We start from the raw sequence: 14,856 nt of genomic DNA on the forward strand, positions 1-14,856 counted from the left end.
TCATGCGTTTTTCCGATCTGACTCAACGTATCGCCGGTGACGGCGCGGCAGCCTGGGACATTCACTACCGCGCCATCGCACTTCAGGAACAGGGCCACGATATTCTGCTGCTTTCGGTAGGCGACCCGGATTTCGATACCCCGGCCCCCATCGTGCAAGCGGCAATCGACAGCCTGCTCACAGGCAATACCCATTACGCCGAAGTCCGCGGCAAGCGTGCCTTGCGTGAAAGCATTGCCAGGCGTCATCAGCAGCGCAGCGGCCAACAGGTCAATGCCGATCACGTCGTGGTGCTGTCCGGTGCGCAATGTGCGTTGTTCAGCGTTGTGCAGTGCGTGCTCAACCCGGGTGATGAAGTGATTGTCGCCGAGCCGATGTACGTCACCTATGAAGCTGTCTTCGGGGCCTGTGGTGCGGTGGTCATTCCGGTGCCGGTGCGCTCCGAAAATGGCTTTAGGGTATTGCCCGAAGACGTCGCTGCGCGCATTACACCGCGCACCCGGGCGCTGGCACTTAACAGCCCGCATAACCCCTCCGGTGCCAGTTTGTCCCGTTCCACCTGGGAGGCGTTGGCCGAGCTGTGCATTGCCCATGATCTATGGCTGATCTCCGATGAGGTCTACAGCGAATTGCTGTTCGAGGGCGAGCACATCAGCCCGGCCAGTTTGCCTGGCATGGCGCAGCGCACGGCGACCCTGAACAGCCTCTCGAAATCTCACGCCATGACGGGCTGGCGTGTTGGCTGGGTGGTTGCACCGCAGGCACTCGCCGGGCATTTGGAAAACCTCGCGTTGTGCATGCTTTATGGCTCTCCGGATTTCATTCAGGACGCGGCAGTGGTCGCCCTGGAAGCGGAGCTGCCGGAGCTTGAAGCCATGCGTCAGGCCTATCGCCAGCGCAGGGATCTGGTGTGCGAAAGCCTGTCTGCGTGCCCGGGGCTGCGTGCCTTGAGACCGGATGGCGGCATGTTCGTGATGGTTGATATCCGTGAAACCGGGCTTAGCGCCCAGGCCTTCGCAGACCGTTTGCTGGACAGGCATGGTGTTTCCGTTCTGGCCGGTGAAGCATTTGGCCCGAGCGCGGCCGGGCATATTCGTCTGGGCCTGGTGCTGGGTGCGGCGCAGTTGCGTGATGCCTGCCAACGTATCGCCCGGTGTGCCCATGAGCTGATGGAGGAACGGGTCGATGCGTAACTACACGGCTCTATTCATCAACGGTCTGTGGCAGACACCTTCAGGCCAGGGCATGGCTGAGGTGATCAACCCGGCAACGGAGCAGGTCGCAGGGCGCGTGCCCATGGGCGACGAACGTGATGTCGACCGGGCCGTGGCCGCCGCGCGACAGGCCTTTGGCCCGTGGTCGCGAACGTCATCCGCCGAACGCGCAGGTTATATCCAGGCTTTGGCAGGACAGTTGCGTGCAAGAGCAGACGAGATGGCGGGAGTCATCACGGCCGAACTGGGCATGCCGGTGCAATGGTGCCGCTCGGTACAAGTCGAAGGGCCGATTACCGGGCTTGAGCAGTACATCGAAATCGCCGGGCTTATGGATGAAGTGCGCGAGGTCGGCAGTTCATTAGTGATCCGTGAACCGGTTGGCGTGTGTGCGTTCATTAATCCCTGGAATTACCCGTTGCATCAGTTGATAGGCAAATTGGCCCCGGCACTGGCCGCAGGTTGCACCGTCGTGGTCAAACCGAGTCAGGAAACCCCGCTTCACGCGTTCTTGCTGGCTGAAATGATCGACGCCATCGGCTTGCCTGCCGGGGTCTTCAACCTGGTCAGCGGGCCGGGCTCGAAGGTCGGTGAGGCACTGGCCAGGCACCATGACGTGGACATGGTCTCGTTCACGGGGTCTACCGGTGCGGGCATTCGTGTGGCGCAAGCCGCAGCGCCTTCGGTCAAACGGGTCTGTCTTGAACTGGGTGGCAAATCCCCGTTGCTGATCGGTGAGGATGCCGACCTGGCAGCAGCCGTACGCTATGGCGTGCAAGACGTGATGATCAACTCCGGGCAGACCTGCACGGCGCTGACGCGCATGCTATTGCCTGCCAACCGCTATGCCGAAGCACTGGAATTGGCCGTGGCCGAGACTCAAAGCCTGCGCATGGGCGATCCGCTCGACCCGCAGAGTTTCCTGGGGCCGATGTGTTCGGCCGCGCAGCGGCGTACCGTACGTGACTACATAAACGTCGGCCAGGAGGAGGGCGCTCGCCTGTTATGTGGCGGCGGTACGGCAGAGGAGTTTGAGCGCGGTTTCTACGTCAAGCCAACGCTGTTTGCCGATGTCGACAACCGGATGCGTATCGCTCAAGAGGAAATCTTCGGGCCGGTGTTGTGCCTGATCCCCTATACCCACGAGGCCGAGGCCATACACATCGCCAACGACTCACCGTTCGGCCTCTCCAGTGGCGTATGGGCCGGTAGCCGAGAGCGGGCTGTCGACCTGGGTCGGCAGCTCCGTGCCGGCCAGTGCTTTATCAACGGCGGGGCGTTCAACTATCAGGCTCCGTTTGGCGGCTACAAACAGTCCGGCAATGGCCGCGAGTGGGGCGAGGAAGGGCTGGCCGAATTCGTCGAAGTGAAAGCGTTGCAACTGTGATCCTGACCTGACACCGCCCGTTCTTCGCCTCAAACACTTGAAAGCATCCAGGGAATTACCATGAAAGTATTGATCGTCCACGCGCATCCCGAACCCAACTCCTTCACCGCAGCCTTGCGCGACCAAGCGGTCGAAACCCTCAAAGCCCAAGGGCATGAAGTACAGGTCAGTGATTTGTATGCCATGAACTGGAACCCGGTAGCCAGTGCCAATGATTTCTCAGCGCGTGAAAACCCGGACTACCTGGTTTATGCGCTGGAGCAGCGCCTGGGGGTCAAAAAACAAGCACTGGCAGCGGATATCCAGCAAGAACTGGACAAGCTGCTGTGGGCCGATTTGCTGATCCTGAATTTTCCGATTTTCTGGTTCTCGGCACCGGCGATACTCAAAGGCTGGATTGACCGGGTATTGGTATCCGGCATTTGTTACGGCGGCAAACGCTTCTACGACCAGGGCGGACTCAGCGGCAAGAAGGCGTTGGTGACGGTGACCCTGGGCGGGCGCGAGCACATGTTCGGTGAAGGCGCCATTCACGGCCCGCTGCAAGACATGCTACGGCCGATTCTGCGTGGCACTCTGGCTTACGTCGGCTGCGAAGTGCTGGAACCGTTTGTGGCCTGGCATGTGCCATACATCACTGACGAGGCCCGTGCGGATTTTCTGCGTAGTTACCAGCAGCGTCTCGTTCATATCGCCGACGATCTGCCCATAGTGTTTCCTTGCCTGTCGCAGTTCGATGAAGCGCTTTATCCGTTGGCCGGGAATCGCTGAGCCGGTGAACGAGCCGAAAAAACGGCTGTGCAACCAGCAGCCGTGTCGGTCACGGCAACCCGGCGGGCGATTTATACCGGGCTGAGGGCAGGGTGCAGAACGGTGGGGATGGGAGATGTATCAGCGTCGAAACGGCGTGGCCGAACCTCACTGGGGATCTGTTTTGTTATAACTCAACTAAACAGACATTTAGTTGAGTTATAACTTAAGGCTATGAATCACTTTGTTAGCCTGTCAGCCGAGTAGTGTCACCCGCACTTGAATAACACCTTGGCGCGCAGTACTGAGGCCTCGTCAAAGGGCTCAATCGCCAGAAAATACGCCATTTGCCAGCGTTGAGTCTGTAACGCTTGCCTGGATGCCGGCTGGCTCCACGGAGGGTAAACACGCATGGCACGCTTACCGCCGACACCGTTTATGGACGTCACGCCGTGGGCCAACAGTGCATCACGGTCAAAAACAAACTGGCCACTCTGCGAGGCGCTGGCCACATTGACCACCACAAAGTCGATGCCATCTGCGTGATCCAGTGGTGCAATAACACTGTCGATACAGGGGCGTTTCCATAATGTAACGAACTGTCCAACCTTGGTCGGCGTCGTTTTGGCAACACGGAACAGTACTCGACGGCCCGCCAGATTGAATTGGCAGCCTCCGTATTCACGAGCCTCAGCGTGTGGCGAAATATCGCTCGGGCATTTCAAACCGGCAGGCAAATAAATCGCATCAACCGCAGTGAGTAAAGCGCGAGGCAAAATAGATATGGACATCTGAAGATCGATCCTTGATCAGAGGCAAGCGCTGCGAGTGTAATGAGTCGCCATCAGCATTGCATCAAAACTTAAAGGAGATGAGATTACATGAAGGATAAATCTGGCCCTATTCCCCTTGTTATCCTAGACGTTCAGGATGCCATTGATCGCCCGAACTGGGATGGCAAAAATAATCCTGAGTATTTGCCCGTGATCCAACGCCTTCTCAAGCACTGGCGATCAAACGGTTGGCCGGTTCTTCACGTGAAGCACGATGAGCAGACTCCTACATCCAGCTATTACGTCCATGGCCCATGGAATGGCATAAAAAAAGACGTTGCCCCGATAAAGGGAGAAACCGTCATCACCAAACAGGAAAACTGCGCCTTCATTGGCACTGAATTGGACGCAACTCTTAAAAGTATGCAGGTAAAGCGTTTGGTACTGACGGGGGTTGTCATTCACAACAGCATGGATGCCACAGTCCGTGCGGGAAAAGCACTCGGATACAGCATCATCCTTCCCTCAGATGCCACGACAGCCGTGCCTGTCATCGGAGCACATGGAAAGTCGTGGGACGCCACAACCGTCCATGAATTAACCTTAGCTATACTCGGTGATGAGTATGCCGATGTCATGTCATCGGACGAAGTGGTCGCACAGTTCACCTTGTGAAGTTATGTGGTACCCACTGATGCGGTAGCAGTTGAGCTATTTCACTTGCCTGCGGAGTTGGCAGTCGGGTCAGCATGTCCTTGAGATAGGCATACGGATCATGCCCATTCAACCGTGCAGACTGGATCAAACTCATGATCGCCGCCGCTCGTTTGCTGCTTCGCAACGACCCTGCGAAGAGCCAGATTGGGCTCTTACTCACCCAGTTTCGCGCACTTGAAAGCACGTGTAATCGGTTACAATCCACGTTTTCATTGGGCTGTAGCATTTAAATAGCTTTCAGATGAGCCAGGGGTAGCTCAAATTTGACCGTTAGCGTTCAAATTTGAGAGCTAACGGTCAAAATCTAATTTTTGTGTTTAAGTGTCAGACCACTATTTATTTACCAAAAAGACGCTCATGAACCCAACCGTTGTTGGTTAAAACCATGGCTCGCGTTTCTTTGATGGGAGCCTTTTCGCTCGCAATCATTGGGGCTAGACCATTAATGGTAGCTACGACTTCCTCGTTACGAGCCCAATCCGGTAGGTCATTGACCTTATAGGAGTAAGTTACTCGAGAGATTTTCTGACCCATCATGTCGCCAGGCTCGCTGAATTGGTCAATGCTAACAACCTGAGCTTTGCCTACACAGATGCCACCTACAGTGGTTCCGTTCATGCGTTTTTGCGCGTCGGTCTTGTAGAACTTACGACCTTCATCAGTTAGATCGAACGAGTAACGAATGTCGGTTCGTTGTTCTTGCCAGTAGCTCTTTGGAATTTCTTTGCGGGACAATTCTACTTCTTTGATGATGCCGACCTGGGCCAGAGCATGCAGGGCCTTACTGTTGCCAGTCATATCAAAATCTTTGGTTTCAGTCGGGAGTTCAGTTACGACGAGGCACCGAGGGTATTGAGTGTCTAAATAAGCTTGAGCAGCTTTTTCGAAGTTTTCTTCGTTGGCTTTCTTTGGATCAGAACAACCGGCCAATGCTGCGAGCAGAATTGCCAGGGATACAGTTTTCCTGTTTTTCATGTTGCGTCCTTGATTGCTTAATACGAGCCATCTGACTTAGTTGTCATCAAATGACGGGGACGAATTAGATGCGATCAGCTATGAGCAATGCAACTGTAAGCAGGACTGATTTTTGAGAGGCGCTGCGGCAAATCTGACTTCCACTGACCCTGACACCCCGATACGAAGGTTCGCATAATGTATATTATGTTAAACGAGGTGCTATGTTAAGAGTGTTCATGAGGCTCGTAAAACACTGATTCGACAAACCCGCTTCTGGCGTCCACTCTCTCAACGGGCCATGTACTTCGTGTTCATGGCGAGTCATTGAATGAGGTGGCTGCCGATGAAGCTGATTCAATGCCGTTTCTCTTCAGGTCAGCGTGTACCGCTGCTCGTGCAGACTGGAGATGCGACGCCGTTGCCCATACTTGTCCCGTTCATCTACGTTCAACTCAAGCTACGGTACCGCGCTTACAACACTACAGCTGCGCATCTGCGCGCGATCCAGGCTTTCTATAGCTATGCCAAAAGTCGAGAAGTTAATATTGATGACGCCATCTTGGCTTGCCACTTTGAGGCGGTTCTGGCGTTACTGGACGGTTACGCCATCTGGCTCCAAAGCGGCCGACAAGCCGACAACTTGGTCGGCCGAATCGGCACTTCTGGAACGGAACCTTTTCCGCAGATCGATCCGCGTACCCGTGACCAGTACCTGCGTTTGCTGAAGCAGTACCTGTCCTGGTGTGTCACACGATCACCTAATGACGATACATAAGTCCAAAGGGAAGGAGTTCGACGAGGTCATCATCTACGACGGCCTTTACCAGCGCATTGCCAAAGCCCCGCAGGATCCAAGAATCTGCGCCCAGGATCTTTTAGTACTGCGGGTGGGTGTGACTCGGGCGATACGTCGGACCACCATTGTGACTCCGAAGCGCGATCCCTGCCCTTTCCTGTGAATCAAGACCTCCCCTGCTTACACCACACCGCTTCGCTCGGCATCGGTCAACTCGAATCTAATCAGTAGTCAGCGGCAATGCATTTGGGTGATGAGTGCGAGCAGCTATGTAGCGCACAAGTTGGGGACACAGCCTATTGCAAAGCACATAGTTTGGTTGGTGCCAGGCTGACCTTGGCGGTCAGCTAGGCACCTTAACTTACGCCACTGTTCGAATCGGCAGACTACGCACACGTTTGCCGGTAGCAGCAAAGATCGCATTGCACAGTGCAGGCGCAACCGGTGGTACCGGCGGTTCACCGACACCACCGGGAGGCAGATTGTGGTCGTCATTAACCAGATGGGTACGGATAACCCGCGGCGACGCGTTATGGCGCAATACTTCATAGTCATGGAAGTTGCTCTGAACCACTCGGCCCTTGGCGAACGTAATCTCGCTGCTCAGTGCCAGGCTCAGGCCCATGATTGCGCCCCCTTCGAGTTGTGCGCGGATACGCTCTGGATTGATCTGCGGACCGCAGTCAATCGCCATGTCCACACTCAGCACGCGCACTGCACCCTTGTCGTCCACTGCCACCTCGACCACAGCGGCCGTGTAGCTGAGGAAGCTATAGCAGAATGCCAGCCCGAGACCATGTCCCGCTGACAGTTCGCGCCCCCACCCTGCTCCCTCGCACGCAGCGTTGATCACGCCACGCAGGCGACCGGTATCGTAAGGGTAACGCTCGGGCGACTCGCTGTAGTTCCAGGTATCGGCCATCGTGCCCGGATCGATCTGGCGCGCTGGGCCGATCAGGTCGAGAGCGAACTGTCGATGATCCTTGTCTGCGCGATGAGCCAGTTCGGCGATGAAGCACTGCGCCGCAAAGGCATGCGGGATGTTGGCCACCGAGCGGAACCAGCCGATGCGGGCATGTGCGGGCACCTCGGCGGTTTCCACTCGCACGTTCGGAATGCGGTAAGGCATGTTGATCGCCGACATCGCCGACTCGAAGATCTGCTCGCCCATGGCGCCTTCGGTGAAAAGCGAGGCGATGGTGGGCGCCGCGCTGCGGTGCAGCCACGAGCGGACCTGGCCCTGGCTGTCGACGACCGCCTCTAGCCGTTCAACCGAAACGGTGTGAAGGTAGTCGTGCTGGATGTCGTCTTCGCGGGTCCATACCAATTTGACCGGCGTCCCTTCAGGCATAGCCTGGGCGACGATGGCAGCTTCATCTACGAAGTCGGGCTTGGACTTGCGACCGAAACCGCCGCCTAGAAGCAGCACATTGACCTTGACGTTCTCGGGCTTTAGCTTCAACCGCGCCGCCACAGCATCACGTGCCGCGACGGGGTTCTGGATAGAGGTCCAGACCTCTGCCTTGCCACCCTGGATCTGTACGGTGGCCACCGGAGGCTCCATTGAGGCATGAGCCAGATGCGGCACGTGGTACTCCGCGACCAGGCGTTCGGCCTCAGGCGCCCTGCTCCAGGCCTGCGCAACGTCACCCTGGTCGCGCACTACCTTGCCGGACTTGCGCGCTGCACTCTCCAGCGTTCGGCGGTACTCAACGGAGTCATAGTTGGCGTTGGCGCCGTCGTCCCACTCGATTTTCAGAGCAGCGCGTCCCTGGCGTGCGGCCCAGGTGTTGCGCGCGACGACCGCTACACCGCCTAGAGGCTGGAACCCCGGTGCGCCGCTCATATCAGGCACTTCCACCACTTTGATGACGCCTGGCACAGCCATCGCTTGACTGGGGTCGTATCGGCGCAACTTCCCGCCAACCACGGGCGGACGAGCCACTACGGCATAGACCATGCCTGGTAGACGCATATCCATACCGTAAGTGGCCTGGCCCTTACCAATCGCCTCTAAGTCGACCAGGCGTACGCGATCCTTGCCGATGTAGCGAAAATCTTCCCGAGCCTTGAGCTTGAGTGCGTCGGCATTGGGTACCGGTTGCTTGGCCGCATCCACCGCCAGCTCGCCGTAACCCAGGCGCCGCCCGGTACGCTCGTGTACGACCTCGTGCTGAATAGCTTTGACCTCAGACACAGGCACAGACCAGCGCGCTGCGGCGGCCGCTTCGAGCATCTGACGCGCTGCGGCACCGACACGCCTCATGGGCATCAGGAAATGGCGCACGCTACGCGAGCCATCCACGTTCTGGTTGCCGTAGCGCGTTTCGTCAGCCTCAGCCTGTACGATCTTGACCTGCTCCCAACGCGCTTCCATCTCGTCCGCCACCACCATCGGTAGACTGGTGCGCACGCCTGTACCCATTTCTGCACGGTGCGCGACGATGGTGACCGTGCCATCTTCAACAATGGAAACGAAGATCAGCGGATCGTCCACCGTACCGCCAGGCATACTATCGGCACCGTATTTCTTGGCGCCGTCATCTGCCCAGGCGGCGGTGACCAGTCCCTTGGCCGTCACGGCCAGCGTTAGCGCAGCCAGGCTGCCTTGCAGAAAGACACGTCGGGAGAGTCCAGATTTGATGCTCATACCAAGCCTCCCTGCGCAAGTTGGTTGGCAGCCTGCTGGATTGCTGCGCGGATGCGCGGGTAGGTGCCACAGCGGCAAATGTTACCGCTCATGGCCTGATCGATCTGCTGCTCGCTGGGCTTCGGCGTGCTCTTGAGCAAACTCACCGCCGTCATGATCTGCCCTGCCTGGCAGTAACCGCACTGGGCGACGTTGTTCTCGATCCAGGCCTGTTGCACGACTTGCCCGACGCGATCCGCCTCCATTCCCTCGATGGTCGAGATTGCCCGCCCGGCTACCGCCGAGACTGGAGTGACGCACGAGCGAATGGCCGTACCGTCCATATGCACGGTGCAGGCACCGCACATGGCCATGCCGCAGCCAAACTTGGTTCCGGTCATGCCAAGTTCATCGCGTAGCGCCCATAGCAACGGTATGTCGTCGGGGCCTTCAACGTCCTTGGTTTGGCCGTTGATTTGAAGTCTTGTCATGGGCGAACTCCTGTCAGGGGCAACCGCGGGGGCGATGCGCTGCAAGCGCTGGGATGGCTACCGGAATGAGTCTAGAAACTCTACAGAAAAAGATCGCCCCCAATTCATTAGCTGAGCTAATAGAGGCATTCACTGCTCGCGATCATTACGGACCTGTCCGACGTGCCACTCCGAACCGGAGACATCATTGGTCTTCTTTCGGAACAGCCAGTGGAGCTCTGTAAAGCGCTTGGTGCTGACGGTCAAAAAATTACGAAATTCGTGTAAAGGGTTAGGGCCGAGCCAGAGTTATGAATCGCCCCAGGTTTTCTAGACACTCTCCAGGCTCTGGAAATAGCGCTTTTCAAACTCTACCGGCGATAGCTGGTTGTTGAAACCGTGCCGGCGTTTTGGGTTGTAGAACATCTCGATGTAATCGAACACATCAGCACGAGCATCCTGCCTGGTGCTGTAGATCTTTCGCCTGATCCGCTCCCGCTTCAGCAGCTGGAAAAAGCTTTCCGCTACCGCATTGTCATGGCAGTTGCCGCGCCGGCTCATACTGCCAAGCAAGTTGTTGGCTTTCAGGAAACTCTGCCAGTCGCCGCTGCTGAACTGGCTCCCTTGGTCTGAGTGAATCATCACCTCCTGCTTTGGCTTACGCCGCCAAACCGCCATCAGCAATGCATCAATCGCCAGGTCGCTAGTCATCTGCGGCTTCATTGACCAGCCGATGACCTGCCGCGAAAACAGATCGAGCACCACTGCCAAAAACAACCAGCCCTCATAGGTGCGGATGTAGGTGATGTCCGTGACCCAGACCTTGTTGGGCTCGGTGACATTGAATCGACGCTCCAGGTGATTCGGTGCCGCCACTGGAGGCTTACCACCGTAACGCCCCGGCCGCCGCCGATACCCTGTCTGCGAGCGCAGCCCTTCCTGGCGCATTAGTCGAGCAACTCGATGTCTGCCGCACTGTTCTCCAAGCTCACGCAGGTCGTCATGGATTTTGCGGTAACCATAGACGTCACCGCTCTCTAACCAGGAGTGCTTGATCAAACCCAGTAGCCGCTGATCATCCTTTGCTCGTGCCGACTTCGGCTCAGCCAGCCAGGCGTAGTAACCGCTGGCATGTACTTTCAGGGTCTGGCACAGACGGCGAACCGAATAGTCTGCGGATAGCTGACTGATGAAGGCGTACTTCAGCCGCACTCCTTGGCAAAGTACGCGGCGGCCTTTTTTAGGATGTCTCGCTCTTCGGTCACGCGCTTGAGTTCAGCCCGCAGACGACGTAGCTCAGCGTGTTGGTCGTCCTCTTGCGCGCGCTGCTCTTGGGGCTTGCTGTAACGCTTCACCCAGGCATACAGGCTGTGTGTCGACATACCCAAACGAGCAGCTACCTCAGCCACTGGCAGACCTCGTTCGGTCACCTGTTTGACGGCTTCGATTTTGAATTCTTCGGGATAACGCGGGTTGTTCATGGCACCTCCTAATGGGCCGTATTATGAGGCCTGGAGGTGTCTACGAAACTAGGGGCGATTCACTATTCAACTTCGGCTGGCCCAAGCAGTAGCTGCGTTAACTGCTTCATGGCAGGTGTCGCCTGGCTGCCCCGGCGTGTCACCAGTTCGTAGGGGTCACTGATCGACTTCATTGTGTGGGGCAGGATCCGTATTCGGTGGTGTTGAGCGCATTGGTTCGCCACGTCTATCGACACCAGTGCCACGAAGTCGGGCTGATTTTGCAGGAGCGACAACGTCGCCAGGATTGAAGTGGTCTCGACCAGGTGGAGCGGGAAGCGTATGCCTGCATCGTGAAATTCCCGCTCCAGTTGCACCCGCATCGGCATGTTCGCCCTGTACACAATCCATCGGCTTGCAGCCAACTGTTCAAGGCTTAGCGTCTGTTCATCCTTGAGCGGGTGATCAATGTTGCCGATGACGGCCAGAGTCTCATCCTGTACACGCGAACTCGAGAACAGGTGCGGTGAGTTGCTGACACACGTCCGACACAGGGCCATGTCCAGTCGACCACTCTCGATCTGCGTCAGTAGAGATTGACTGGTGTCTTCGATGATTTCGAACGACATCTCGGGCTGGATGGCGGTGAGCTGAGAGATGGCCCCCATGAGCAGTGGAACCGCGCCCATGATTGCGCCGACCGCAAGTCGCCCCCCGACACCTCTCAAGATCGCATCCAGGTCATGCCGCAGGTTTGAGATATCGGTTTGAACCACTCTCGCGTAGCGGATTGCACAGTAGCCGGCTGCCGTCGGCTCCAGTCCCCGGTTGGTTCGTGTGAAAAGCGCCGTAGCAAAGGTTGTTTCGATCTCTTGTAGCGCTTTGCTCGCGCCAGGTTGAGTGAGGCCAACGCTGCTCGCTGCCCCGAGGAGCGAGCGATGCTCGTCCAGCTCGATGAGCAGGCGCAGGTGTCTGGCATGGAGTCTGGACATGATCGAGTTAAGCGATGGGGTCATTTGATATTGCTCCAAGCTATACCTGTATGGATTGTTCTCAATACCATGCCCTACGATTGATTCCTATACTGGCGCGGAACACTGTCGCGCCTGGAGCGACAGGCAGGCCTGAAATCGGCCCATAATAACAATGCCTGGAGGCTCAAAGAGACCCATGTCCCTGATCAATTACATCACCCAGATTCAATTCGATGCAGGCGCCATTTCGCTTCTGCCTGCTGAGTGTCATCGGGTTGGTATAACCAGACCTTTGATCGTCACTGACCGTGGTGTCCGCGCTGCCGGCATCATCGATGTTGCTCTCAGTCACTTCCCCGATGCGACCGTCCAGCTGCCGATCTACGACGGCACCCCTTCCAACCCGAACGAAAAGGCCGTTCGCGAAGCCGTGGCCATGTTCAAAGAGTTCCGATGTGATGGAATCATCGCCATCGGCGGTGGCTCCGCAATCGACTTGGCAAAAGGCGTGGCTGTCTGTGCCACCCACGACGGCCCCCTTAAAAGCTTTGCCGTCATCGAAGGCGGCCTGGCCCGCATCACTCCAGCGACCGCTCCTGTGATTGCAGTCCCTACCACTGCCGGGACTGGCAGCGAGGTTGGCCGTGGCGCAATCCTGATCCTGGACGACGGTCGCAAGGTCGGGGTGATTTCTCCCTATGTCGTTCCTAAATCTGCCATCTGCGATCCGGAGTTGACGCTGGGCCTGCCACAGGCACTGACCGCCGCGACCGGTATGGATGCTATTGCACACTGCCTGGAAACTTTCATGGCCCCGGCGTTCAATCCGCCGGCTGACGGCATTGCCCTGGATGGCCTGTGGCGTGCCTGGCGCTTCATCGAAACCGCTACCCGGGATCCGAAGAACCTGGAAGGCCGTATCAACATGATGAGTGCCTCACTGCAGGGCGCTCTGGCATTCCAAAAAGGCTTGGGCTGCGTTCACAGCCTCAGCCATTCCTTGGGCGGCATCAATCCCCGCCTGCACCACGGCACCCTCAACGCCATCTTCCTTCCCGCTGTCATCGCATTCAACCGCAAGGCCGAGACGGTTGTGGCCGAGCACAAGATGGCTCGAATCGCTCAGGCAATTGGCCTCGCGGATGAGAGCAAAATCGAAGAGGCGATTCGCAATATGACGCTTGCGCTGGGTCTGCCGACCGGTCTGCGTGAGCTGGAAGTCACCGAAGACATGTTTGCGAAAATCATCCAGGGCGCCCTGGCTGATCACAGTCATCGCACCAACCCGCGTGAGGCTTGCGCTGACGATTATCTGTGGATTCTTGAGGCCTCAATGTAGGCCCCCCCTCCGCTTTCCAAAAACAATAAGAAAAGTGAATATCCATGAATAATGAATATGCGCAAACAGCGTCAGACCGCAAGCCTGTAACGGTCGCGAGTTCGAATCCTTATAAGAAGTACCAGGTCATCACCGTGAGCCTGCTTCTGGTGATTGGCATCATCAACTACGTCGACCGCAGTGCGCTGTCGATAGCCAACACTTCAATCCAGCGGGACATGGGGATCACACCTACGCAGATGGGCATCCTGTTGTCGGCGTTTTCTCTGGCCTACGCACTTGCCCAGTTACCTCTGGGGGTGATCATTGACCGCCTTGGCAGCAAGATCTCCCTGGGCGCGGCGCTCCTTGGCTGGTCGGTGGCCCAGACCGCGTCTGGCTTGATCAACAGCTTCTCGTCCTTTATCGGCCTGAGGATTTTGCTGGGTATTGGAGAGGCACCGATGTTCCCTTCGGCGGCGAAAGCGCTGTCGGAGTGGTTCGAAGCCGAGAAGCGAGGTACACCTACGGGCATCGTGCTGTCGTCGACCTGTATCGGGCCGTGCATTGCGCCTCCCCTGTTGACACTGCTGATGGTCACCTGGGGCTGGCGAGGCATGTTCATCGTCACAGGCGTGTTCGGGATTGTGCTAGCTGCCTGCTGGTTCGCTTTCTACAAAAGTAAGGAGCGCTACCTGGCTGAACTGCCTGCCGAGGAGCGGGCTCGACTCTTGGCCTCACAGCCACAGGCGGCGGTTACGGCCAGGCCAGGCATCAAGGAACAACTTCGCGCCTGGGCCGAGCTATTTCGCCACAAGACGACCTGGGGAGCAGTGCTGGGGTTCATGGGCGTGATCTACATGCTGTGGTTGCACCTGACCTGGCTGCCGGGTTACTTCGAGCGTGAACATGGTCTCACGCTCTATCAGACCGCATGGGTCGTTTCTCTGGCTTACGTGTTCGGCGCGCTGGGCACCATTGTGGCGGGCCGTATCTGCGACCGCCTGGTGAAGAACGGCGTCACGATTCTGGGCAGTCGCAAGATCGTTGTGGTGGGCGCCCTGCTCTCGGCTGCCGCCTTCACGGTTCCGCTTTCGTTTGGCAGCGGCATTGTTCTGAGTGTGATTCTGCTGTGCTGCGCGCTGTTCAGCGTGAACATGGCCAGCTCTACGGCCTGGATGATCGTAAACACCGTGGTGGACAGCCGGCGTGTCGCCTCCTTTGGCTCCATCCAGAACTTCGGCGGGTACCTGGCGGGCTCGGTCGCTCCCATTGTTACAGGATTCAGCATCCAGCAAACGGGCTCCTTTGCCTCTGCATTCTTGATCAGTGCCGTCGTGGCATCTGTGGCAGCAATGGCCTACGTACTGCTACTGAAGCAGCCCATTTCCACTGACAAATAATCAGATTA

General features: G+C 57.4%; 14 protein-coding genes and 1 pseudogene. 8 read left to right on the top strand and 7 right to left on the bottom strand.

Features of this window, described 5'->3' with window-relative positions; genetic code table 11:
• The first annotated feature begins 2 nt into the window (after nucleotides 1-2).
• Genes AWM69_RS08500 through AWM69_RS08510 form a run of 3 tightly spaced genes read left to right on the top strand, consistent with a single transcriptional unit; the run spans nucleotide 3 to nucleotide 3,372 of the window.
• Entirely contained in the window at nucleotides 3-1,193 is a 1,191-nt protein-coding gene (locus AWM69_RS08500) for a pyridoxal phosphate-dependent aminotransferase (RefSeq protein ID WP_218726256.1), read from the top strand.
• A complete protein-coding gene (locus tag AWM69_RS08505; RefSeq protein ID WP_218726257.1) occupies nucleotides 1,186-2,601 on the top strand; it encodes an aldehyde dehydrogenase family protein in 1,416 nt (471 codons plus the stop codon). The genes AWM69_RS08500 and AWM69_RS08505 overlap by 8 nt, the downstream gene beginning before the upstream one ends.
• Before the next feature lie 60 nt (nucleotides 2,602-2,661).
• Entirely contained in the window at nucleotides 2,662-3,372 is a 711-nt protein-coding gene (locus AWM69_RS08510) for an NAD(P)H-dependent oxidoreductase (protein ID WP_218726258.1), read from the top strand.
• A 248-nt stretch (nucleotides 3,373-3,620) separates the two neighbouring features.
• Here the strand turns inward: AWM69_RS08510 and AWM69_RS08515 are convergent, their stop codons facing one another.
• A complete protein-coding gene (locus tag AWM69_RS08515; RefSeq protein ID WP_218726259.1) occupies nucleotides 3,621-4,142 on the bottom strand; it encodes a MepB family protein in 522 nt (173 codons plus the stop codon).
• 90 nt (nucleotides 4,143-4,232) lie between these two features.
• Between AWM69_RS08515 and AWM69_RS08520 the strand changes: the two genes are divergently transcribed.
• Nucleotides 4,233-4,799: an isochorismatase family protein gene (locus AWM69_RS08520; protein WP_131653838.1), complete on the top strand. Its 567-nt coding sequence runs from the start codon at nucleotides 4,233-4,235 to the stop codon at nucleotides 4,797-4,799.
• Here AWM69_RS08520 and AWM69_RS08525 read toward each other — a convergent pair.
• Nucleotides 4,789-4,986 (bottom strand): annotated as a pseudogene (locus AWM69_RS08525) (transposase domain-containing protein); the annotation flags it as partial. The gene AWM69_RS08520 and the pseudogene AWM69_RS08525 sit on opposite strands and share 11 nt — an antisense overlap.
• A 191-nt stretch (nucleotides 4,987-5,177) precedes the next feature.
• Nucleotides 5,178-5,816, bottom strand: a complete 639-nt coding sequence (locus tag AWM69_RS08530) for a hypothetical protein (protein WP_218726260.1) — start codon at nucleotides 5,814-5,816, stop codon at nucleotides 5,178-5,180.
• Nucleotides 5,817-6,141: 325 nt separating this feature from the next.
• Here AWM69_RS08530 and AWM69_RS08535 point away from each other — a divergent pair, with 325 nt between their 5' ends.
• Complete coding sequence (locus tag AWM69_RS08535) at nucleotides 6,142-6,573, top strand: hypothetical protein (protein WP_256930245.1); 432 nt, start codon at nucleotides 6,142-6,144, stop codon at nucleotides 6,571-6,573.
• The gene (locus AWM69_RS08540) at nucleotides 6,560-6,757 is read left to right on the top strand and encodes a 3'-5' exonuclease (RefSeq protein WP_256930246.1); all 198 of its coding nucleotides are present in this window, start codon (nucleotides 6,560-6,562) and stop codon (nucleotides 6,755-6,757) included. The genes AWM69_RS08535 and AWM69_RS08540 overlap by 14 nt, the downstream gene beginning before the upstream one ends.
• A gap of 198 nt (nucleotides 6,758-6,955) precedes the next feature.
• On the opposite strand, the gene AWM69_RS08545 is transcribed toward AWM69_RS08540, so the two are convergent.
• The 4 genes from AWM69_RS08545 to AWM69_RS08560 all read right to left on the bottom strand — a co-directional run bounded on the left by AWM69_RS08545 (nucleotide 6,956) and on the right by AWM69_RS08560 (nucleotide 12,169).
• Nucleotides 6,956-9,244, bottom strand: coding sequence for a xanthine dehydrogenase family protein molybdopterin-binding subunit (locus AWM69_RS08545; protein ID WP_179573124.1), 2,289 nt, complete (start codon nucleotides 9,242-9,244; stop codon nucleotides 6,956-6,958).
• Nucleotides 9,241-9,714: a (2Fe-2S)-binding protein gene (locus AWM69_RS08550; RefSeq protein WP_218726261.1), complete on the bottom strand. Its 474-nt coding sequence runs from the start codon at nucleotides 9,712-9,714 to the stop codon at nucleotides 9,241-9,243. Before AWM69_RS08550 ends, AWM69_RS08545 begins: the two co-directional genes overlap by 4 nt.
• Before the next feature lie 309 nt (nucleotides 9,715-10,023).
• Nucleotides 10,024-11,174, bottom strand: a protein-coding gene (locus AWM69_RS08555; protein WP_218726262.1) for an IS3 family transposase whose coding sequence is annotated in 2 segments (ribosomal slippage) — nucleotides 10,024-10,931 and nucleotides 10,931-11,174 — 1,152 coding nt in all. Because the reading frame shifts where the segments join, the coding sequence is not laid out codon by codon here.
• 62 nt (nucleotides 11,175-11,236) lie between these two features.
• Entirely contained in the window at nucleotides 11,237-12,169 is a 933-nt protein-coding gene (locus AWM69_RS08560; RefSeq protein ID WP_131653841.1) for a LysR family transcriptional regulator, read from the bottom strand.
• A 154-nt stretch (nucleotides 12,170-12,323) separates the two neighbouring features.
• Here AWM69_RS08560 and AWM69_RS08565 point away from each other — a divergent pair, with 154 nt between their 5' ends.
• Nucleotides 12,324-13,466 (top strand): iron-containing alcohol dehydrogenase, encoded by a 1,143-nt coding sequence (locus tag AWM69_RS08565; RefSeq protein WP_218726263.1) that lies wholly within the window; start codon nucleotides 12,324-12,326, stop codon nucleotides 13,464-13,466.
• 44 nt (nucleotides 13,467-13,510) lie between these two features.
• Nucleotides 13,511-14,848 carry an MFS transporter gene (locus AWM69_RS08570; protein WP_131653843.1) on the top strand — a complete coding sequence of 446 codons (1,338 nt, stop codon included), beginning with the start codon at nucleotides 13,511-13,513 and terminating at the stop codon, nucleotides 14,846-14,848.
• Nucleotides 14,849-14,856: the final 8 nt, after the last annotated feature.

Source organism: Pseudomonas sp. D1HM (assembly GCF_019266105.1).
Taxonomy (GTDB): Bacteria; Pseudomonadota; Gammaproteobacteria; order Pseudomonadales; family Pseudomonadaceae; genus Aquipseudomonas; species Aquipseudomonas taetrolens.

What these genes read in the sequence shown, in the direction of transcription:
- AWM69_RS08500 (WP_218726256.1), top strand. Translation starts at nt 3, where the DNA reads ATGCGTTTTTCCGATCTGACTCAACGTATCGCCGGTGACGGCGCGGCA.
- AWM69_RS08505 (WP_218726257.1), top strand. Translation starts at nt 1,186, where the DNA reads ATGCGTAACTACACGGCTCTATTCATCAACGGTCTGTGGCAGACACCT.
- AWM69_RS08510 (WP_218726258.1), top strand. Translation starts at nt 2,662, where the DNA reads ATGAAAGTATTGATCGTCCACGCGCATCCCGAACCCAACTCCTTCACC.
- AWM69_RS08515 (WP_218726259.1), bottom strand. Translation starts at nt 4,142, where the DNA reads ATGTCCATATCTATTTTGCCTCGCGCTTTACTCACTGCGGTTGATGCG.
- AWM69_RS08520 (WP_131653838.1), top strand. Translation starts at nt 4,233, where the DNA reads ATGAAGGATAAATCTGGCCCTATTCCCCTTGTTATCCTAGACGTTCAG.
- AWM69_RS08530 (WP_218726260.1), bottom strand. Translation starts at nt 5,816, where the DNA reads ATGAAAAACAGGAAAACTGTATCCCTGGCAATTCTGCTCGCAGCATTG.
- AWM69_RS08535 (WP_256930245.1), top strand. Translation starts at nt 6,142, where the DNA reads ATGAAGCTGATTCAATGCCGTTTCTCTTCAGGTCAGCGTGTACCGCTG.
- AWM69_RS08540 (WP_256930246.1), top strand. Translation starts at nt 6,560, where the DNA reads ATGACGATACATAAGTCCAAAGGGAAGGAGTTCGACGAGGTCATCATC.
- AWM69_RS08545 (WP_179573124.1), bottom strand. Translation starts at nt 9,244, where the DNA reads ATGAGCATCAAATCTGGACTCTCCCGACGTGTCTTTCTGCAAGGCAGC.
- AWM69_RS08550 (WP_218726261.1), bottom strand. Translation starts at nt 9,714, where the DNA reads ATGACAAGACTTCAAATCAACGGCCAAACCAAGGACGTTGAAGGCCCC.
- AWM69_RS08560 (WP_131653841.1), bottom strand. Translation starts at nt 12,169, where the DNA reads ATGACCCCATCGCTTAACTCGATCATGTCCAGACTCCATGCCAGACAC.
- AWM69_RS08565 (WP_218726263.1), top strand. Translation starts at nt 12,324, where the DNA reads ATGTCCCTGATCAATTACATCACCCAGATTCAATTCGATGCAGGCGCC.
- AWM69_RS08570 (WP_131653843.1), top strand. Translation starts at nt 13,511, where the DNA reads ATGAATAATGAATATGCGCAAACAGCGTCAGACCGCAAGCCTGTAACG.